At 62.7% G+C, this 19,045-nt stretch carries 16 protein-coding genes and 2 tRNA genes; 3 read left to right on the top strand and 15 right to left on the bottom strand.

The annotated features are described in order from the left end of the window. Positions 1-179 precede the first annotated feature (179 nt). From FYM52_RS03115 to FYM52_RS03070, 10 genes are all read right to left on the bottom strand, one after another. Complete coding sequence (locus tag FYM52_RS03115; protein ID WP_154163047.1) at positions 180-665, bottom strand: hypothetical protein; 486 nt, start codon at positions 663-665, stop codon at positions 180-182. 82 nt (positions 666-747) lie between these two features. Then, positions 748-1,083: a helix-turn-helix transcriptional regulator gene (locus FYM52_RS03110; protein ID WP_154163046.1), complete on the bottom strand. Its 336-nt coding sequence runs from the start codon at positions 1,081-1,083 to the stop codon at positions 748-750. A gap of 108 nt (positions 1,084-1,191) precedes the next feature. Next, positions 1,192-2,310 carry a phage capsid protein gene (locus FYM52_RS03105; RefSeq protein WP_154163082.1) on the bottom strand — a complete coding sequence of 373 codons (1,119 nt, stop codon included), beginning with the start codon at positions 2,308-2,310 and terminating at the stop codon, positions 1,192-1,194. Between the two features lie 321 nt (positions 2,311-2,631). Then, entirely contained in the window at positions 2,632-3,687 is a 1,056-nt protein-coding gene (locus FYM52_RS03100; protein ID WP_154163045.1) for a YqaJ viral recombinase family protein, read from the bottom strand. 161 nt (positions 3,688-3,848) lie between these two features. Beyond that, positions 3,849-4,832 carry a DUF932 domain-containing protein gene (locus FYM52_RS03095; RefSeq protein WP_148748427.1) on the bottom strand — a complete coding sequence of 328 codons (984 nt, stop codon included), beginning with the start codon at positions 4,830-4,832 and terminating at the stop codon, positions 3,849-3,851. Positions 4,833-4,904: 72 nt separating this feature from the next. Continuing rightward, on the bottom strand, positions 4,905-5,231 hold the full coding sequence (locus FYM52_RS03090) for a hypothetical protein (protein ID WP_051519679.1): 327 nt from the start codon (positions 5,229-5,231) through the stop codon (positions 4,905-4,907). 265 nt (positions 5,232-5,496) lie between these two features. Then, a tRNA-Ser gene (locus FYM52_RS03085) sits at positions 5,497-5,587 on the bottom strand. A gap of 62 nt (positions 5,588-5,649) precedes the next feature. Further along, a tRNA-Ser gene (locus FYM52_RS03080) sits at positions 5,650-5,740 on the bottom strand. Between the two features lie 81 nt (positions 5,741-5,821). Next, complete coding sequence (locus FYM52_RS03075) at positions 5,822-6,739, bottom strand: SPFH domain-containing protein (protein WP_154163044.1); 918 nt, start codon at positions 6,737-6,739, stop codon at positions 5,822-5,824. Between the two features lie 56 nt (positions 6,740-6,795). Further along, complete coding sequence (locus tag FYM52_RS03070) at positions 6,796-7,221, bottom strand: NfeD family protein (RefSeq protein WP_045266964.1); 426 nt, start codon at positions 7,219-7,221, stop codon at positions 6,796-6,798. A gap of 151 nt (positions 7,222-7,372) precedes the next feature. On the opposite strand from FYM52_RS03070, the gene FYM52_RS03065 reads away from it, so the two are divergent. Next, positions 7,373-9,802: an arginine/lysine/ornithine decarboxylase gene (locus FYM52_RS03065; RefSeq protein ID WP_154163043.1), complete on the top strand. Its 2,430-nt coding sequence runs from the start codon at positions 7,373-7,375 to the stop codon at positions 9,800-9,802. Positions 9,803-9,937: 135 nt separating this feature from the next. On the opposite strand, the gene FYM52_RS03060 is transcribed toward FYM52_RS03065, so the two are convergent. The 5 genes from FYM52_RS03060 to fabI all read right to left on the bottom strand — a co-directional run bounded on the left by FYM52_RS03060 (position 9,938) and on the right by fabI (position 16,067). Then, positions 9,938-10,810, bottom strand: a complete 873-nt coding sequence (locus FYM52_RS03060; protein WP_154163042.1) for a DNA ligase — start codon at positions 10,808-10,810, stop codon at positions 9,938-9,940. Between the two features lie 317 nt (positions 10,811-11,127). Continuing rightward, a complete protein-coding gene (locus FYM52_RS03055; protein WP_162524637.1) occupies positions 11,128-13,005 on the bottom strand; it encodes a potassium transporter Kup in 1,878 nt (625 codons plus the stop codon). A gap of 474 nt (positions 13,006-13,479) precedes the next feature. Then, positions 13,480-14,001, bottom strand: a complete 522-nt coding sequence (locus FYM52_RS03050) for a superoxide dismutase family protein (RefSeq protein WP_043387090.1) — start codon at positions 13,999-14,001, stop codon at positions 13,480-13,482. 133 nt (positions 14,002-14,134) lie between these two features. Further along, a complete protein-coding gene (locus FYM52_RS03045; protein ID WP_051519681.1) occupies positions 14,135-15,064 on the bottom strand; it encodes a ZIP family metal transporter in 930 nt (309 codons plus the stop codon). Between the two features lie 202 nt (positions 15,065-15,266). Continuing rightward, positions 15,267-16,067, bottom strand: a complete 801-nt coding sequence (fabI, locus tag FYM52_RS03040; RefSeq protein ID WP_042418303.1) for an enoyl-ACP reductase FabI — start codon at positions 16,065-16,067, stop codon at positions 15,267-15,269. Positions 16,068-16,164: 97 nt separating this feature from the next. Between fabI and FYM52_RS03035 the strand changes: the two genes are divergently transcribed. Together FYM52_RS03035 and FYM52_RS03030 are read left to right on the top strand one after the other, a co-directional pair. After that, entirely contained in the window at positions 16,165-18,012 is a 1,848-nt protein-coding gene (locus FYM52_RS03035; protein WP_154163041.1) for an extracellular solute-binding protein, read from the top strand. A gap of 3 nt (positions 18,013-18,015) precedes the next feature. Next, positions 18,016-19,044, top strand: a complete 1,029-nt coding sequence (locus FYM52_RS03030) for a microcin C ABC transporter permease YejB (protein WP_042418308.1) — start codon at positions 18,016-18,018, stop codon at positions 19,042-19,044. The last annotated feature ends 1 nt before the right edge of the window (position 19,045 follow it).

Raw genomic sequence — 19,045 nt, 5'->3', positions numbered from 1 at the left:
CGCAGCTATCTAGAGTTTTTGCTGCTTGCTCGCGAAGTGGGCGCGGTGACGCTGGTGAACCGGCATTCACACGTTGATTGCAACTCAACAGGCCAAAAAAATGCCATCCTTCAATCCCACCCGACGCATTGAGCGCCGGGTAAGGGGAGATGTGTGTTGCTAAACGCGGAGTTCCAGGTTCAGCCCCCGCTCAAAGCGCGCCAGCCATTCTCAGTCTTGTGCATGAGCACTGTGCCTGTCATCTCCATGTCGTCTTCACTGAACCCCCTGCTATGAACCTCTAGGTAGTTGGGCATCAGTTGTCTGGCGCCACTGGAGCAGCCTGCGAAGTAAAAGTTGTAGATGGCATCGTTTGGCGATTTACGTTGGAAGCGGTAGCCTGGCCACTTCTCTAGGAATGCCTTTTCTGCAGAGTCGTTTTCCTCCTGCCAGCGTGCTTTCGCGGCACGCAGTGCCTTGGCATCCTTGAGCTCCAAGCTATAGGCAAATTCCACCCGGTAGTAGCCATCTTGCTCGTACCCGTTGGTCTTCGTAATGTCGACGACCTTGATGTTTTGGCAGGGGGCAAATCTGGACTCCAGAAAATCCTCGATATCGCCTTCGCTGGGAGTAGAGTTGCAGCCCACCAATGCGAGGGCTGCACCAAGCAGCAGTAGTTGTTTCATGTGTCCCTCTCTAGGTCTATCCAATCAAAAAAACCAAGCACGGCTGCACTGCCCAGCCTGGGCAGCGCAGCAAACGCTTGGTTCAGGGTGTTTGCCGAGGAGTCCCCGGCACAAAGTAAGGCGCAAAGCCGTTCAGATGTGATGTGCCGCGTTGCACGGCGATGTCTCTGAAGTGCCCATCCAACGCCACAAAGAACTCGGACGGCTTCATGTGCAGGGCGGCGATGATGCGTTCGATGTTGGCCAAGGTGATGTTGCGCTCGCCACGCTCTACACCACCCAGATAGCTACGATCGAGGCCACAGTACTGGGCGAAGGTCTCTTGCGAGAAACCTCGCGCTTTGCGCAACTGCCGCACCGCCTGCCCAAAGGCCAGCAGCACAGGCTCAGGGCCACACTGGGGTGCTTTTTTATCCATGGCTGCTATGGTTACAAGAGCGTGATAACTTGGCTACAGACCATGAGTCCACGGGCTAAGAACCCACTGACCATGCGTCCACGGACTGCGCGTTCACGGCCTATGTGTTCACGGCCTTTGCGCACACGGACTATGCGCACCACGGTGTGCACGTTGGTTGGTCGCAAACGCTGGAGCATTGGCGGAAGCCAGCGATGGTTCCGCAGCAGAGCCAGCCTCTTCGGGATAGAACTCCTCCACAATCTGCTCCACTTCATCGGGCGCATCTTCAAAGCTGCCATTCGCATAGCCTTGGCGTGCTGCTGCATCCAAAGCCGTCTGATCAAACCCGGCAGCCAGGCGCTGGGCTGCCACCTCCTTGGCGTGAGCGATGGCCTCGTTCAAGGACATGCCACTGCGCACCACCAGGTCCGCGTAGTAAATGGCCGCACGGTGCGACTGCGTGGTCGACTTGCCCCGCAGCTTGAGCTCCAGTGGCATGCAGGCCAGATGCCCGCCCGAGACCTCTGCAAAGTACTGCAGCCGGGCCGTCAATGTCCGAATGCTGTTGAAGCCCGTGGTCCGGAACACAAAGCTGCCCAGCTCGTCGCTGTCGCCAATCACCAGGTTCAAGCGCCCATAAGGCTTGCACGCTTGCTGGCCGAAGCTGCAAACGTCCGGACCGGGGCAGGGCAATGATTCCAAGCCCTGGTCTGTGACCCGCTTGCAGCTCTCGCCATCACCGACACACACTGGTCTGGCCGTGGTGCGATCGAACAAGGTGTAGTGGGCCCGCAGGTTCAAGTCCGGTTCGTTGAACAGCACCTGTACCGGAATGCTGCGCAGCTTGCGCCGGGCAGCAAGGGCAGCGGTGCTGGCAGTGCCTGGTTCGGCATCTTTTGCCACACCCAGCTTGTCCTTGAGTGAACGCTTGCTGGATACACGGGTTGAGACGGCTTTGGACACAGGCGCCGCAGGTGCAGCAGCTGATCCTGGATCACCTTGCGCATCACCATCCGCAACATCACCGGCAGAGGAGGGCGAGATGCCTTCCTTTATGCCGCTGTGCTGTGCTTGGCGCAGGGCTTCATCCAACGGGTGCAGTACCCACTGTCCACGCGACTGCACCTGCGTGGTGATGGTGAACTCATCGTCTTTCTCGGGCAAGCGCTTGCCATTGCGCTCCACCACCTTGCCGATGGCGATGCGGCCAATCACTGGGGGCGTGATCATCAAACCTTTGATCATGAAATGCTCCAATAAAAAAAAACCTCCAGGGCCAAGCCCAGGAGGACAGACAGAGGTAAAGCAAGAGAGCGGAAGGGGGGAGGCATCCAGGCCAGCCCGTGATGTCAAAACCCCCTGACTTTTGCTGCTAGATTTGGGGCGTTGGTAAATCGTCAGATCGATATGAAACCCAAGATCAACTTCATCGAAAGAGGACGCATTTTTAGACGCGAGCTCAAGCGGCGCAAAGTCAAGTTCTTGCCTATGCAGGTCTTGCGCCGCTTATTCGAAGAGGCCGGTGTGTAAACGCACGGGTTGCACTGGGAATGCCCCCCGCAGGCCTCAAGTCTGCGCTTGTGGCTCATAGACGCAAAACCGCCGTGAGCCGGCTCGCACACTCAGGTAGCGCTGGGCCAGTGTGGGATGGTCCTGGACAAACTGGCTGGTGTTGAAGACCTGGCCATGCTTGCTGCGCTTCCAGGTCACAGCGCCGCCGCAGGCAAATACCGCCTTGCTGGCCTCGCCCATGTGCATCTGCAGGTGCTGACGCAAACGGGCTTCGCGCTTGTTGGCAGCGTCCAGCTCCAGTCGGGCTTGCACTAACTCCTCAAAGCAGGCGCTCAGACCCTCGTCGTCACTGAAATCCACCTGCTCGCCGCTATCGACGGGGTAGAGGTAACGCAAGGCCTTCTCGCTGCTCTCGGAGCCATCGCCAGGCGGCGCTGTGCCGCTTTGGACCATCTCCCAAAACTCTTGCTCCAAGGCAATCAAACGGGCAATCAGCGCCTCATCCCGTTCAATCCTAAAAATCCGCAGCTCCTGACCACCGATCAGCACGGCCACATCGGCCGCCTGGTGCCCCGTGACTGCCAGCTGGTGCATCACCTGCAATTGCACATACTCGGGCACGCCATCGCGCCACAGGCGGGCGCCATGGATGCCCGCAGTTTTGCATTCCAGGATCTGCACATCGCCAGCTCCGACCACCTCACGGTCCACATTCGCCAGCATCCACGCATGCTCCGGGTGCTGCAAGACCGCATTCACGCGGCGCACCTTGTTGCCAGTGCGCTTGGTGTAATGCGCCGCCACAATGGGCTCCAGCAACGTGCCCCAGAACATGGGGCTGGTGTCATCCAGAGGGTCGATGGCTGGCAAGAGATCGCCCTTGCCCGTCTTGAGCATCCACAGCTCCAGCTGCGATTGGTAAGGGTTCAGCCCCACGGCTGCGGCAGCATCGGAGCTGCCAATACCGGTGCGGCGCACCTCCAGCCAATCATCACGCGCCATGTCCTTGGTGGACACCAGGCGCAGTGCAGCCCCTTTGCGGGGCGAGCGGGCAGGGGAGGCTGGCGCTGCTGCGCCATGCCCCGAAGGGCTGACCAAGTGCAAAGACATACAAAACTCCTTGGCCCGTAAGGATGCGGGCATAAAAAAGCCGCCTTAGAAGGCGGCTGGTGGGGGTGACAAAAGAGACGCAAATAAAAGCGCAAACAAGGTGAGAGGAGGACGGTACAACCTGTCCAAAGGCCGCCAAACACGCATGCAGGCCAACACGTTCAGGCCACCAGTTGCAAGGCATGGTCCAAGGCCCGCTGCTTGATCACAGCCCCTTGGCCGAACCAGGCACTGTCCAGGCGGTTGTCCTGGCTGCGGGCTTGTTTCTCGTGGTCCACGAACTCCGTGACGGCGCACAGCAAGCCCCAGGCCGTGTCCTTGGCGGCATGCATCTCTGCCCCACGGCCATGGCCCTCATAGAGCATCTGCACCTTCTTGAGTGCCCGCTCATTGGTCAGGCCCACCGACAAATCGGTGTGGCTGTCCGCATTGCAGATCACCTTCAGGAAATAGTTCATCGCCTCGTGGGTCTTGACCTTGCGCTCAGCCAGCGTCTTCATGCGGTACATGAAGCTGTCCCACTGACCCACGGCCACGCCCAACTGGCGCTTGACTGCTTGGGCATCGAACGTTGTGCTGTGCGGCACTTTGACTGCGCCCACACCATCACGCAGCGCAATCGTCAGTGTGTTGTTGCACACCACCCGCACGGTCGTGGGCATCGCCACCGTGGCCAGCGTCCCATCGCAGGACGTCGCCAGCAGCAAATAGCCGTTGACCACATCCTTGCCCTTAAGAGCGGCAGATTTGCCTGTGCGGGCCAAAGCCCAGAATTTGCGCCCGGCCTTGAGCACCCCGGCTGTCTCCAGCTCGTAGCCGGCCACTTCGGTCAGGTCCCGGTAGAACTCTAGCACCTCACGGGGCTGCACCACCTGGTAGCGACTGCCCACCACCGACAAGGGCGCTTGCGTATCGCTGCGATACAGCACCTTTTGCTCTGGAAACTCCTTGGGTTCGGCATACAGACCTGAAAGACCGGACTCCGCATCAGAGGCGAGATAACGCACCGGCGTTTCTTGAATGCGCCAATCCATGCCGGCAGCCTGGGCCCAGACATCGATGCTTTGCTTGGCGGGCAGTGCGTGGCCCAGTTCATGCCAAGGGGTTTGACCAGCGTAGGCCATGGTTTCAACGAGATGTGCCATGAGAAATCCTTTAAAAACAAATGCGTCTTATTCAATAAGCGGTGTAAAAAAACACCACCCAATAGAGAGAGGTCACAGGTAGATAAAGCTGCGCTTGCAACTCCTGCAAAAGCGGTTGCCCAGCAGCATGCGATCGAGCTGCGCGCCCGCTTTGGTGCCGATTTCGCAGCCCAGGGCACTGGCGCTCATTGCGGTCAGGACCGCGCTGGCAATGCCTGTGAGTGCAATACCTGGCAAGGCAACACTGCCGCTTTGCAGCACTTGCAAGGCCTTGAGCGAGGCTTTGAAGGCGCCGGCAGCGCCCACAACGATGCCGATGGCACCAAAGATTTTGAGGCCCGTGGCCCGAGGGACCACATCGCGGCTTTGGCAGTAGGGGCAGAAAGGGGGGAAGTCCATCAGTAGCTCCAGACGAAGGTGTAGATGCAAAAAAGCCCGAGCGATGGCTCAGGCTTGCATGGCTGGTAAAGGGCCTGGTAGGTAGGCCAAGCTAGTGATATGTAGTTGAAAAAAATAGAGTTCAGCTGCTGCGGGTATCTCTGCACAAGTCCGAAGAAGTCCGATGGAGTACGGATCAATCAGAAATTTAATGGTGGATAGGATGGTAGATTTAATAATTTAAAAAACAAAAAAGCCCCTGAAATCAGGGGCTTAGTTGAATTTTTGGCGGAAGGGGCGGGATTCGAACCCGCGGTGGGCTATTAACCCACACACGCTTTCCAGGCGTGCGACTTAAACCGCTCATCCACCCTTCCTGGCTGCACAGCCAAGCTGCGAGCTGAATTGAAAAGCCAAGCATTCAGCTTGGCTTGCAATTTGGCGGAGAGGGCGGGATTCGAACCCGCGGTGGGCTATTAACCCACACACGCTTTCCAGGCGTGCGACTTAAACCGCTCATCCACCTCTCCGTGAAGCTGAAATTCTAACCTGCTTTTACAGCCTCAAATGGAGAAAGGGGCAAAACTTTGCAGGTGGGCGTGATTTCGCGTTCAGCCGCGCGAGCCGCCTTGCTGCACCACGCGCATGGCGGAGGCGATGAGGCCGGAGACTTCGGAGATGTTGCTGGGCACGATCAGCGTGGTGTTGGCGTCCTGGGCCACCTTGCTGTAGGCATCGACGGCGCTTTCGGCCACCTTGAGTTGCACGGCCTGCTCGCCACCCGGTTGCTGGATGGCCTGGGCCACGCGCTCCAGCGCCTGGGCGGTGGCTTCGGCGACGGTGGTGATGGCGGCGGCTTCACCCTGGGCCTTGTTGATGGCGGCCTGCTTTTCACCTTCGGAGCGGGCGATGAAGGCTTCGCGTTCGCCGGTGGCGATGTTGATCTGCTCCTGGCGGCGGCCTTCGGAAGCCGCGATCAGCGCGCGCTTCTCGCGCTCGGCGGTGATCTGGGCCTGCATGGCGCGCAGGATTTCGTTGGGCGGGGTCAGGTCCTTGATTTCGTAGCGCAGCACTTTCACGCCCCAGTTCAGCGCGGCTTCGTCGATCGCATTGACGACCTGGGCATTGATCATGTCGCGCTCTTCAAAGGTCTTGTCCAGTTCCAGCTTGCCGATCACGCTGCGCAGCGAGGTCTGGGCCAGCTGCGTCACCGCCATGATGTAGTTGGACGAGCCGTAGCTGGCGCGCATGGGGTCGGTCACCTGGAAATACAGGATGCCGTCCACCTGCAGCTGCGTGTTGTCGCGCGTGATGCAGACCTGGCTGGGCACATCGAGCGGGATTTCCTTGAGGCTGTGCTTGTACGACACCTTCTCGATGAAGGGAATGATGATGCGCAGACCGGGGCTCAGTGTGCCGGCATATTTGCCGAAGCGTTCCTTGATCCAGGCGTGCTGCTGGGGAACGATCTTGACCGACATGCTGATGAAGATGGCAGCAATCACTAAACCGATGATGGCAATTTCCATGGTCCAAACCTTTTGAAGAGAAAAACGAAAGACAAAAAACAGGTGACTTGGCCAGGTCAGGCCTTGTCCACGATCAGGCGGTTGCCCTGTACCTCGATCACACGGTACAGGCCTGTCGACGGCAGGCTGCCGGGTCGCAGCACCACGGTCCATTGGCTGCCGCGGTAGGGGATGCGCGCCGTGCCATCGCTGTTCCACTCGGGCACGTGCAGGGTTTCACCAATGTCCAGATTCAGGTCGGGGTTGGCGGCGGCAGGCAACTCGGGCATGCGGCGGCCGCGGATGCGGCGGCACAGCAAAACGGCCAGCACGCCGATGATGGCGGCCATGCTGATCTGTGCGGGCAGGCCCAGGCCCAGGTGGGCGGCGATGGCGCCCGCAGCCAGCCCGGTGGAAATCATCAGCAGGTAGATGCCCCCCGTCAGAAGCTCTGCGGCAATCGCAATGCCGGCCAAAATCCACCAAATAGTACTTGCCTCCACGGCGTCACTCCCTAGGTTATGTGTGCGGCGCAGTGGTGAAACTGCCCGCAAATTTAGGAAAAGCGTCTGCAATTTGCAGGCTGAACCTAGATATTACTTACACTGCGCGCCTATCTGACTTTTATTGGTTCCCGACTGCAAGGGGTTGCGCATGAAATTCCGTTTTCCCATCGTCATCATCGACGAGGATTACCGCTCCGACAACACGTCTGGCCTGGGCATTCGTGCCCTGGCGCAGGCCATTGAGGATGAGGGCTTTGAGGTCCTTGGGGTGACCAGTTATGGTGACCTGAGCCAGTTTGCGCAACAGCAAAGTCGTGCCAGTGCGTTCATCTTGTCGATCGACGACGAAGAGCTGACCGGCGACAACGACGACCCCATCATTCACAGCCTGCGCAGCTTCATTGGCGAAGTGCGCCGCAAGAATGAAGAGGTGCCAATCTACATCTACGGCGAGACCAAGACCAGCCGTCACCTGCCCAACGACATCCTGCGCGAGCTGCATGGCTTCATCCACATGTTCGAGGACACGCCCGAGTTCGTGGCCAAGCACATCATCCGCGAAGCCAAGGCCTACCTGGAAAGCGTGCAACCCCCATTCTTCAAGGCGCTGCTGGACTATGCCGAAGACGGCTCGTACAGCTGGCACTGCCCCGGTCACTCTGGGGGCGTGGCCTTCCTGAAGACGCCCGTGGGCCAGATGTACCACCAGTTCTATGGCGAGAACATGCTGCGCGCCGACGTGTGCAATGCCGTGGAAGAGCTGGGCCAGTTGCTGGACCACAACGGTGCCATCGGCGAGTCCGAGCGCAATGCCGCGCGCATCTTCAATGCCGACCACTGCTACTTCGTGACCAACGGCACCTCCACCTCCAACAAGATCGTCTGGCACCACACCGTGGCGCCCGGTGACGTGGTGGTGGTCGACCGCAACTGCCACAAGTCCATCCTCCACTCCATCATCATGACGGGTGCGATTCCGGTGTTCTTGAAGCCCACGCGCAACCACTTCGGCATCATCGGCCCGATCCCGCAAAGCGAATTCAGCATCGCGTCGATCCAGGCCAAGATTGCCGCCAACCCCTTGCTCAAGGGTGTGGACGCCCAGACCGTCAAACCGCGTGTGCTGACGCTGACGCAGTCCACCTATGACGGCGTGCTGTACAACACCGAGACCATCAAGACCATGCTGGACGGCTACGTGGCCAACCTGCATTTCGACGAGGCGTGGCTGCCGCACGCGGCCTTCCACCCCTTCTATGGCACCTACCACGCCATGGGCAAGAAGCGCCAGCGTCCCAAGGAGTCCGTGGTCTACGCCACGCAGTCCATCCACAAGCTGCTGGCCGGTATCAGCCAGGCCTCGCACGTGCTGGTGCAGGACTCGCAGAACGAGAAGCTGGACCACCACCTGTTCAACGAGGCGTACCTGATGCACACCTCGACCAGCCCGCAATACAGCATCATTGCCAGCTGCGACGTGGCGGCCGCCATGATGGAGCCGCCCGGGGGCACGGCCTTGGTGGAGGAGTCCATTTTGGAGGCGCTCAACTTCCGCCGCGCCATGCGCAAGGTGGACGACGAGTTTGGCGACGACGACTGGTGGTTCCAGGTTTGGGGCCCCGAGAAGCTGGCCGAAGAGGGCGTGGGCCGCGCGGACGATTGGATCATCCGCGGCAAGGACGCGACGCCCAAGAGCAAGTCGAAAAAGAAAAACGGCGGCAAGGAGTTTGACAACTGGCACGGCTTTGGCGACTTGGCCGACGGCTTCAACATGCTGGACCCCATCAAGTCCACCATCGTTACGCCCGGCCTGGACCTGGACGGTGACTTTGCCGACACCGGCATTCCCGCCTCCATCGTCACCAAGTACCTGGCCGAGCACGGCGTGGTGGTCGAGAAGACGGGCCTGTACTCGTTCTTCATCATGTTCACCATCGGCATCACCAAGGGCCGCTGGAACACCATGCTGACGGCGCTGCAGCAGTTCAAGGACGACTACGACCGCAACCAGCCGCTGGCGCGCATCCTCCCCGAGTTCGTGCAGCAGCACCGCCGCTACGAGCGCATGGGCCTCAAGGACTTGTGCCAGCACGTGCACGAGCTGTACGCCAAGTACGACATCGCCCGTCTGACGACGGAGATGTACCTGTCGGACCTGCAGCCCGCGATGAAGCCTTCGGACGCCTACGCCCACATTGCCCAGCGCAAGACCGAGCGGGTCGAGATCGACCACCTGGAAGGCCGCATCACCGTGGGTCTGGTGACGCCTTACCCCCCCGGCATTCCGTTGCTGATCCCCGGCGAAGTCTTCAACAAGAAGATCGTGGACTACCTGCTGTTCGCGCGCGAGTTCGCCAAGGAGTGCCCCGGCTTTGAAACCGACATCCACGGCCTGGTGGAGATCGAGGACGACCAGGGCAATGTGCGCTTCTACGCCGACTGCGTGGTGCAGACCCCGTCGGCCCAGGCTGCGACCAAGCCCCGCGCGGCACGCGCCAAGGCGGCACCGGCGGCCAAGCCTGCGGTGAAGGCGGCCACGACCAAGGCTGCCGGCAAGACCGTGGCCAAGAAGGCCTAAGTCGGGATGGCGGACCCTGGCCACGGCCGTGGCAGGGTCCATGAAAAAGAGAGCAAGCAGCGCATGTTCTGCCTGGACTTAGGATGTCAAACCATCTGAAATCCTTGCAAAACCAGCGCAAGCAGCTCTCTTTTTTTATGGCTGATCGCTGGTGCGCAACCGCCAGTAGCGCGCAAAACGCGGCAGGCCGCTGGGGTGGGTGCCGTTGAAGCGGTAGGTGATGGTGCTGCCAATCGGTGGTGGCTGGCGGCGGTCGGCATCGCTCAGGCCGCTGCCCAGCTTGAAGCGCTGGCCGCTGGGGGACTCGACCAGCAGCGCACCGGTCATGCCGCGGTATTTGCCCTGGCCCGGCAGGTGGGCCACGACCACGGCCTCGGCGTCCTCGAACAGCTTCAGCTTGATCAGGTCCTCGCTGCGCCCGCCCCGGTAGGGTGCCTGGGCGTGGCGCAGCATCAAGCCCTCGGCGCCCGCCTGGCTGTAGCTGCGCAACTGGCGCTGCAGGGCGTCATGGCTGGGCACTTGCCATTGCGGGACCACCTGCACCCAATCCTGGCCGATGGCCGCCACGGTGCGCTGCAACTGCTGCTGGCGCTGTGTGAACGGCCCGGGTTGCTGGGGCACATCGAACACCATGTAGCGCAACCGACGCCAGCCAGCGTCATCCTGCGCGCCCTGGGCCACGGTCGATTGCACCGCGGCAAACTGGCCGCGCCCGGCCCACAGCTCGCCGTCCAGCGGGGTACGGGGCCAGCCGTGCACAAACCAGGCCGGCGCCTCGATCGGCAGGCCCTGGCGGCTGAGCAGTTGTTGGCCCGTCCAGTGCGCACGGATGCCGTCATATTTCTCGCTGACCCAGTAGGCCTGGATGTCCAGCTGGCGGTGGTAGGGGGCGGCCAGGGTCAGCGTCTGGCCCCAGGCGCTGGAGAGTGCCAGCCACCCGCCGAGCAGCAGGGCCCATACCGCGTGCCGGACCACGTGCGGGCGTGTGGGGCGGTCGGCAAGCGGCATGGCGGGCCTAGGTCCGCGCCAGCAGGTGGGTAGCACGGCAGGGGCGGACATTGCGCCCAAGGCGTGTGAACACTGCCGAATCACGGGCTTGGTATGCCCCAGTAGGGGGCAAGCGGGTGGCACTTACCGCATCGTGGGGCGGCGCTGTGCGGAAGGTGTCGCGCATGGTGTCTCCACAGCCAAGGATGGCAGACAGCATAGCCGGCACCGGCCTGTGCGGGCCGGCCTTGCAGCGGGGTGGATGACCGCACCTCGGTCAGCTGGGGGCGGATTGATCCAGGCCAGGGCGCGCTGCACGGGACAGGTGCCCCCGGGGTTCAGATCACGATCTGGCTGCCCAGCTCCACCACGCTGCGGTGCGGCAGGTGCAGGAAGTCGGCGGCCGAGCCGGCGTTGCGGTACATCTGGGCGAACAGCTTCTCGCGCCACAGCACCATGCCATGGCCGCGTTGCGCCACGATGATGTCGCGCGACAGGAAGTAGCTGGTCTCCATGTCGCTCAGCGAAGGGATGGTCTGGCGGCTGGCCAGCAGGTACAGGGCGGCCGGGACATGCGGTTCATCCTTGAAACCGAAGTGCAGGATGACCTGCCAGCACTCATGGCCCAGGTCGGTGGCGTTGAAGCGCTGCGACACCGGGATGTGCGCGACCTCGTGGTGGCGCACGGTCACGAACAGGTTGCGCGCGTGCAGCACCTTGTTGTGCTTGAGGTTGTGCAGCAGGGCGCTGGGCACGGTGCCGGCCTGCGACGACAGGAACACCGCCGTCCCTGCCACGCGTGTGACGTTACTGTCATGGCGCAGCATGTCCAGAAAGCTGGCCAGCGGCAGTGCGTGGTGCTCCATGGCCGCGGTGATCAGCTGGCGTCCGGTGTGCCAGGTGCGCATCAGCACGAACATGGCACCGCCAATCGCCAGCGGGAACCAGCCGCCGTCCGGCAGCTTGATCAGGTTGGAGGCAAAGAAGCTGACATCCACGATCAGGAAGAACAGCGTGGCGGCGGCCACGGGCAGCAGGGGATAGCGCCAGCCCCAGCGCACCACGAAGAAGGTAAGGATGGTGGTGATCAGCATGTCCAGCGTCACGGCAATGCCGTACGCGGCGGCCAGCGCGCCGGAGGACTGGAAGAAGATCACGGCCAGGGCGATGCCCACGCACAGGCCCCAGTTGACCAGGGGCATGTAGATCTGTCCGGTGTCGGTCTCGCTGGTGTGCAGCACCTGCAGGCGCGGCAGGTAGCCCAGCTGGATCACCTGCTTGGTCACGCTGAAGGCGCCGGTGATCAGCGCCTGGGAGGCAATCACCGTGGCCGCCGTGGCCAGCACCACCAGGGGCAGCAGCAGCGCGCGTGGCGCCATGGCGAAGAAGGGGTTGCTGACGGCCTCGGGTTGCTGCAGCAGCAGGGCACCCTGGCCCAGGTAGTTCAGCAGCAGCGCGGGCATGGCCACGCCAAACCAGGCGTGGCGGATCGGGCGTTTGCCGAAGTGGCCCAGGTCGGCATACAGGGCCTCGGCGCCGGTGACGCACAGCACCACGGCGCCCAGCAGCAAGAAGGCAATGCCGGGCTCGTCCCAGATGAACTGCAGCGCATAGTGCGGGCTCAGCGCCCACAGGATGGTGGGGTGGTGGGCGATGTGCCAGATGCCCAGGCCGGCCAGGCTCAGGAACCACACCAGCATGATCGGGCCAAACCACCGGCCGATGCCGGCCGTGCCGCGCTTTTGCACGGCGAACAGGGCCAGCAGGATGGCCAGGGTCAGCGGGACCACCGAGGATTCAAAGCGGGGCGACAGCACGGCCAGGCCTTCGACGGCCGAGAGCACGGAAATGGCCGGGGTGATGACCCCGTCGCCATAGAACAGGCAGGTGCCGAAGATGCCAATCGCCATCAGCACCTTGCGCAGGCGGGGGTGGCCTTCGACCGCCTGGGCCGCCAGGGCCAGCATGGCCACCAGGCCGCCTTCGCCGCGGTTGTCGGCCCGCAGCACCAGCGTGACGTATTTGAGGGAAACGATGACCGTGACCGTCCAGGCCACCAGCGACAACACACCGTACACATGCTCGGGAGTCAGGCTGATGTGGCCGGAGTTGAAGACTTCCTTGAGTGCGTACAGAACGCTGGTGCCGATGTCGCCATACACCACACCGAGGGCGCCCAGGGTGAGGGCTGTGAGAGAAGATTTTGCGGAGTGCACAAACAATGCGGACAACTGAGATGTGCGCGATTGTGCGAGTTCGCCAAATACGCGTCGATTTCAGGTCAAACCTGTGCACGTAGCATGGACATCGCTTGACGGGGCTTGCAGTCTGTGGGTTTTTTAAAAATAGAGCAGTCTGCGCTTGCCTGGTGTGCGTTGGAGGCCAAAAACACTGCTAAAAATCTGTGCATCCCGCATCGGTCTGGGGGGCTTGCGCCTGAATTTGTGGTTGGCGATGCCGCTGTTGCACGCCCAGCGCACACGGTGGCTGCTGCGTGCACTCGCCTGGAATGTGGCGAGTCGCCCACGTCACGATGCATGAACCATCCCGCCTCCGTGCAATGCTGCGGTGTGACCTGGGCGGTGCCGTCATTCAAGGCTGCAAACACCACCGGTGCCGGTTGCCAGGCGCCGGTGGACAAGCCGGGAGCCGACGCACGGTGGCGTGCAGCGGTCGGGTGCGAGGGGGCTTTACTGGCGCTTGATGACGGCGCAGGCCAGGCGGGCACCGGCGTTGCCGGTGGGCTGGGTGGTGTAGTCGTCGGGGTTGGCGTGCACGATCAGGCCACGGTCCGTGACGTCGTTGTCGCCGCTGCCCAGGCTGATCTGGGCGGTTTCATAGTTCACGATGGCCACGCCATCGGCGTTGGCACGCAGGCTGGGCAGGTCGCCGGCGTGGTGGGGCGTATGGCCGTACTTGCCGTGCGCGGTGTTGCCGGGGTTGAAGTGCCCACCCGCGCTGGTGCCGTCGGGGCTGGAGCAGTCGCCCTTCTCATGGATGTGGAAGCCGTGCTCGGAGTTGGGCTTGAGGCCGCTGATCTGGCCAGACACCTTGACCATGCCGTGCTTGTGCTGCATGAAGTGCACTTTCCCCGTCACCGTGTTGCCGGCCGTGGGTTGCAGCTCTGCAGTGGCGGTGGGGTCGTTGCCGAGGCCTGCGCAGCCGGCCAGTGCTGCTGCGGCGATGCTGGAGAGCAAAAGGCGGTAGGTCATAGGATTTCCTTGGGATCTGGTGGTTGCTGATAGCAGCAATTTTTCACGCCGATGCGGCTTGTTGCGTGCGCCGTGTCTGAGCTTGGCGTAGTGTTTTGTCCTATCCCGGCCCAGCGCCGACCATCGCCATGCGCTAGCCCAGTGCGGTGTCCATGACCATCATCAGCACAAAGCCCAGCATCAGCCCCCCGGTGGCAAAGGTCTCGTGGCCCTTGCGGTGGGATTCGGGAATGATTTCATGGCTGATGACAAACAGCATGGCCCCTGCCGCAAACCCCAGCCCCCAGGGCAGCAGCCCCAGCGAGGTGCTGACCACGGCCGCGCCCAGCACGGCGCCGATCGGCTCCAGCAGTCCGCTGAGCATGCCCAGGGTGACGGCCAGGCGCCGGCGGTAGCCTGCGGCCAGCAGAGCCACGGCCACCACCAGCCCTTCGGGCACGTCCTGGATGGCGATGCCCATGGCCAGCGCGTTGGCCGCCAGGCTGTCGTTGCCGGCGTAGCCCACGCCAATCGCCAGCCCTTCGGGCAGGTTGTGCAGGGCAATCGCAAATACAAACAGCCAGGTGCGCTGCAGCTTGCGGGCCGTGTCGGCGTCTCGGCCTTCGCGGCCCTTGATGAAGTGCTCGTGGGGCAGCAGGCGGTCCATGCCTAGCATCACGGTCGCCCCGAGCAGGATGGCGGCTGCCAGCACGCCGGCGGCCATCCAGTCGGAGCCGCCTTGCTGGCGCACGGCCTCCATGCCGGGCAGGATCAGCGAGAACGCGCAGGCGGCCAGCATCACCCCGGCGCCAAAACCGTACATGGTGTCCTGGGTGCGATCGCTCATGCTCTGCGACAGCATCACCGGCACAGTGCCCAGCGCAGTCGCCAGTGCGGCGACCATGCCACCCCCCAGTGCCTGCAGCACGACCGGTTGCGTCTGGGCGAAGGCCCAGAACTGCGCAAACAGTGCCCAGATGCCCAGCGCGGAAATGGCAAAACCAATCCACAGGCGCACGCTGTGGCGGGCGCCAGGCACACCCAGGGCATGCGGCAGGGGATGGTTGGGGTCGGTATGTTTCATAGGCCAGGGCGCAGGCGGTCGGTTGGGTACAGGGTGCGACGGAGCGTTCTCTGTGGGTGTCAGTCAAGCACTGATTTGCAATGCATGAGAATTATTCTTATTATCAAATTTCAATGCAAATTGCCGGTGAATGGGCCGCGCCGGGCATGAAAAAACCCCGCAGGCCTTGCGACCTGCGGGGTGGGCTGTGCAGCGCGGGGGCTTACACCTGGTCGGCCGACAGACCAGCAGTCTGGCTGAAGCCGCCGTCCACGTAGGTGATCTCGGCGGTCACGCCCGAGGCTAGGTCGGACAGCAGGAAGGCGGCGACATTGCCCACGTCTTCAATCGTGACGTTGCGGCGCAGGGGCGCGGCATCGGCCACGCGGCCCAGCAGCTTGCCGAAGTCCTTGATGCCCGAGGCGGCCAGGGTCTTGATGGGGCCGGCGGAAATGCCGTTGGCGCGGATCGCGCGGCCGTCGGCGGTGCGGCCCACGGCCTCGGCTAGGTAGCGCACGGAGGCTTCCAGGGACGCCTTGGCCAGGCCCATGGTGTTGTAGTTAGGGATGGAGCGCAGGGCACCCAGGTACGACAGGGTCAGCAGCGAGGACTTGTCGTTCAGGTAAGGCAGGGCGGCCTTGGCCATCGCGGGGAAGCTGTAGGCGCTGATGTCGTGGGCGATCTTGAAGGACTCGCGGCTCAGGCCGTCCAGGAAGTTGCCGGCAATCGCTTCGCGGGGGGCGAAACCGATGGAGTGCACGAAGCCGTCGAACTTGCCCCAGGCGTCGCCCAGGCCCTTGAACATGGCTTCGATCTGTGCGTCATCTGAGACGTCGCAGTCGAAAATCAGCGTGGAATTGAATTCGGCGGCGAATTCGGTGATGCGGTCCTTGAAGCGCTCACCCACATAGCTGAAGGCAAGTTCGGCGCCTTGCTCGTGGCAGGCCTTGGCGATGCCGTAAGCGATGGAACGGTTGGACAGCACGCCCGTGATCAGCAGCTTCTTGCCGGTCAGAAAACCCATTGTTCTTCTCCTAGAGGAAATTCAGTGAAGGCCACTCCCTGCGTTGGCGTTGTCGAAAAAGCCGGGTGGGAGGGCCGCCGTGGTGCAGAATTGTCGCATGCGCTTTTGGAAGTTCTGTTGCTTGCTCGCAGGAGCCTCTGTGGTTGCCCCGGCTTGGGCCGACCATGCCTATGCCTTGTGGGGCCAGCCCAAGTATCCCCAGGGTTTTGCGCACTTTGACTATGTCAACCCGCAGGCCCCCAAGGGCGGCGAGCTGCGGCTGGTCAGCAACCTGCGCACGTCCACGTTCGACAAGTACAACCCCTTCACCATCAAAGGCAGTGCGCCCGCCTACCTGTCGGACCTGCTGTTTGACACCCTGCTGGCTGGCAGCATGGATGAAACCGCCACCGGCTATGGCCTGTTGGCCGAGGACGTGCAGGTGGCGGCCGATGGCCTGTCGGCCAGCTTCCGCCTGCGCCGCGAGGCGCGCTTTCACAACGGCAAGCCGGTGCTGGCGCAGGATGTGAAGCACAGCTTCGACACCCTGGTGGGGCCGCACACCTCACCGGCCTACAAGACCATGCTGGCCGAGGTGGTGGCCTGCGAGGTGGTGAACGAGCGCACCGTGCGCTTTGTCTTCAAGGCCCCCAACCGCGAGCTGCCACTGCGCGTCGGTGGCCTGCCCATCTTCAGCCGCGACTGGGGGGCGGGCAAGCCCTTCAACGAGGTGGTGATGGAGCAGCCTATCGGCAGCGGGCCTTACAGAATCGGCTCCGTGAACTTCGGCAAGGACATCACCTATGTGCGCGATGCCCAATACTGGGCCAGGGATTTGCCGGTGCGCCGCGGCTCGGCCAACTTCGACCGCATCAGCGTCAAGATCTACAAGGACAACACCGCCCGGCTGGAAGCGCTGAAAGCGGGCGAGTTTGACCTGATGCGCTTTTTCAGCGCCGGCGACTGGGCGCGCCGCGTGACGGGGCGCAAGTTCAACACCGGCGAGCTGGTCAAGGGCGAGTTCACGCACAAGCAGCCCACGGGGTTCCAGAGCTATGTGCTCAACACCCGCCGCCCGCTGCTGCAGGACGTGCGCGTGCGCGAGGCACTGGGCCTGGCCCTGGACTATGAATGGATGAACCGCCAGATGTTCTACGGCGCCTACCAGCGCGTGAACGGCATCTTTGGCAATACCGTGTGCCAGACCAGTGGCCTGCCGGGCACGCAGGAGCTGGCGCTGATGCAGCCCTTCGGCAAGGATTTGCCGCCTGCTGCGTTCGGCCCCATGACCGTGCCGCCGCGTACCGATGGCGACGGCAGCCTGCGCGCCAACTTGCGCAAGGCCCAGGGCCTGCTGGCTGCTGCCGGCTGGACGGTGCAGGGTGGTGTGCTGCGCAACAGCGAAGGCCAGGCCATGGTGCTGGAGTACATGGACAGCGGCGAGGGCGGGCAGCGCACCGTGGCCCCCTGGCAGCGCAATCTGCAGAAGCTGGGCATCACGCTGCAGTACCGGTCGGTGGACTTTGCGCTGTACCAGCAGCGCCTGCAGAAGTTCGACTTCGACATCACCTCCATTGCCTACCAGGGCACGAACAACCCGGGCCAGGAGTTTGCCGACCTGTTCGGCAGCGCGGCGGCGGATCAGGAGGATTCGGGCAATTTCCCCGGTGTGAAAAGCCCGGCGGTCGATGCCTTCATCCGGGCCATGGTGTCGGCCAAGACACAAGAGCAGCTCCTGCCTGCCTGCCATGCGCTGGAGCGGGCGATTGCCCACGGCCATTACCTGATCCCGCAGTGGTCGGCCAACACGCACCGCATGGCCTACAACGCCTGGCGCCTGGCGCACCCGAGCATCATCCCACCGTACTCGAATGGCGAAGGCTGGGTGATGGACACCTGGTGGGCGCGCATGCCGCCCTTGAACGCGCAGACCGCCCCGGCGGTGCTGGCGCAGGAGGGTTCCTGAGCCATGCTGGCCTATATCCTCAAACGCATCTTGCTGATGGTCCCGACGCTGCTGGGCGTGCTGTTGCTCACCTTCGTGGTGATCCAGTTTGTGCCCGGCGGGCCGGTCGAGCAGTACCTGGCCGAGGCCAAGGCCGGCCTGGGCGGCAGCGCCGAAGGCGGTGGCATGGCCTACCGTGGCGCGCAGGGGGTGGACCCGCAGCGCATCGAGCAGATCAAGGCCTTGTATGGCTTTGACAAGCCCGCGCACGAACGGTTTGTGCAGATGCTGGGCCAGTTCGCGCGCTTCGACCTGGGCCAGAGCTTCTTCCAGAACAAACCGGTGTGGACGTTGATTGCCGAGAAGCTGCCGGTGTCCATCAGCCTGGGGCTGTGGACCTTCTTCATCAGCTACCTGGTGGCCGTGCCCCTGGGCATCGCCAAGGCGGTGCGCGCCGGCTCGCGCTTCGACCTGGTGACCACGCTGCTGATCCTGGTGGGCTATGCCATCCCGGGCTTTGTGCTGGGCGTGGCCTTGCTGGTGATTTTTGGCGGGCAGCTGCAATGGTTCCCGCTGCGCGGGCTGACCTCGGCCAACTGGGACGAATTGACGCTGCTGGGCAAGGTGGTGGACTACCTGTGGCACATCGCGCTGCCGGTCACGGCCATGGTGGCGGGCAGCTTTGCCGTGACGGCCATGCTGACCAAGAACGCCTTCCTCGAGGAAATCCGCAAGCAGTACGTGCTGACGGCCAGGGCCAAGGGCCTGTCCGAGCGCCAGGTGCTGTGGAAGCATGTGCTGCGCAATGCGCTGATTCCCATCATCACCGGCTTTCCGGCGGCCTTCATCGGGGCCTTCTTCGCCGGCTCGCTGCTGATCGAGACCCTGTTCTCGCTCGACGGGCTGGGACTGCTCAGCTATGAGAGCGTGATCCGCCGCGACTATCCGGTGGTGCTGGGCTCGCTCTACCTGTTCACCCTGATCGGCCTGGTGACCAAGCTGATCAGCGACCTGTGCTACGTCTGGGTCGATCCCCGTGTGAAATTTGATTGAA

It is taken from the genome of Comamonas sp. CAH-2, assembly GCF_009668305.1.
In the GTDB taxonomy this organism is placed as follows: Bacteria; Pseudomonadota; Gammaproteobacteria; order Burkholderiales; family Burkholderiaceae_C; genus Comamonas; species Comamonas aquatica.
The sequence above is the reverse complement of the archived record's forward strand: the minus strand, read 5'-3'. Positions and strand labels throughout refer to the sequence as shown.

Excerpts from the sequence above, each read along its gene's own strand:
- FYM52_RS03115 (WP_154163047.1), bottom strand. The coding sequence starts at position 665 with ATGAAACAACTACTGCTGCTTGGTGCAGCCCTCGCATTGGTGGGCTGC.
- FYM52_RS03110 (WP_154163046.1), bottom strand. The coding sequence starts at position 1,083 with ATGGATAAAAAAGCACCCCAGTGTGGCCCTGAGCCTGTGCTGCTGGCC.
- FYM52_RS03105 (WP_154163082.1), bottom strand. The coding sequence starts at position 2,310 with ATGATCAAAGGTTTGATGATCACGCCCCCAGTGATTGGCCGCATCGCC.
- FYM52_RS03100 (WP_154163045.1), bottom strand. The coding sequence starts at position 3,687 with ATGTCTTTGCACTTGGTCAGCCCTTCGGGGCATGGCGCAGCAGCGCCA.
- FYM52_RS03095 (WP_148748427.1), bottom strand. The coding sequence starts at position 4,832 with ATGGCACATCTCGTTGAAACCATGGCCTACGCTGGTCAAACCCCTTGG.
- FYM52_RS03090 (WP_051519679.1), bottom strand. The coding sequence starts at position 5,231 with ATGGACTTCCCCCCTTTCTGCCCCTACTGCCAAAGCCGCGATGTGGTC.
- FYM52_RS03075 (WP_154163044.1), bottom strand. The coding sequence starts at position 6,739 with ATGGAAATTGCCATCATCGGTTTAGTGATTGCTGCCATCTTCATCAGC.
- FYM52_RS03065 (WP_154163043.1), top strand. The coding sequence starts at position 7,373 with ATGAAATTCCGTTTTCCCATCGTCATCATCGACGAGGATTACCGCTCC.
- FYM52_RS03060 (WP_154163042.1), bottom strand. The coding sequence starts at position 10,810 with ATGCCGCTTGCCGACCGCCCCACACGCCCGCACGTGGTCCGGCACGCG.
- FYM52_RS03050 (WP_043387090.1), bottom strand. The coding sequence starts at position 14,001 with ATGACCTACCGCCTTTTGCTCTCCAGCATCGCCGCAGCAGCACTGGCC.
- FYM52_RS03045 (WP_051519681.1), bottom strand. The coding sequence starts at position 15,064 with ATGAAACATACCGACCCCAACCATCCCCTGCCGCATGCCCTGGGTGTG.
- fabI (WP_042418303.1), bottom strand. The coding sequence starts at position 16,067 with ATGGGTTTTCTGACCGGCAAGAAGCTGCTGATCACGGGCGTGCTGTCC.
- FYM52_RS03035 (WP_154163041.1), top strand. The coding sequence starts at position 16,165 with ATGCGCTTTTGGAAGTTCTGTTGCTTGCTCGCAGGAGCCTCTGTGGTT.
- FYM52_RS03030 (WP_042418308.1), top strand. The coding sequence starts at position 18,016 with ATGCTGGCCTATATCCTCAAACGCATCTTGCTGATGGTCCCGACGCTG.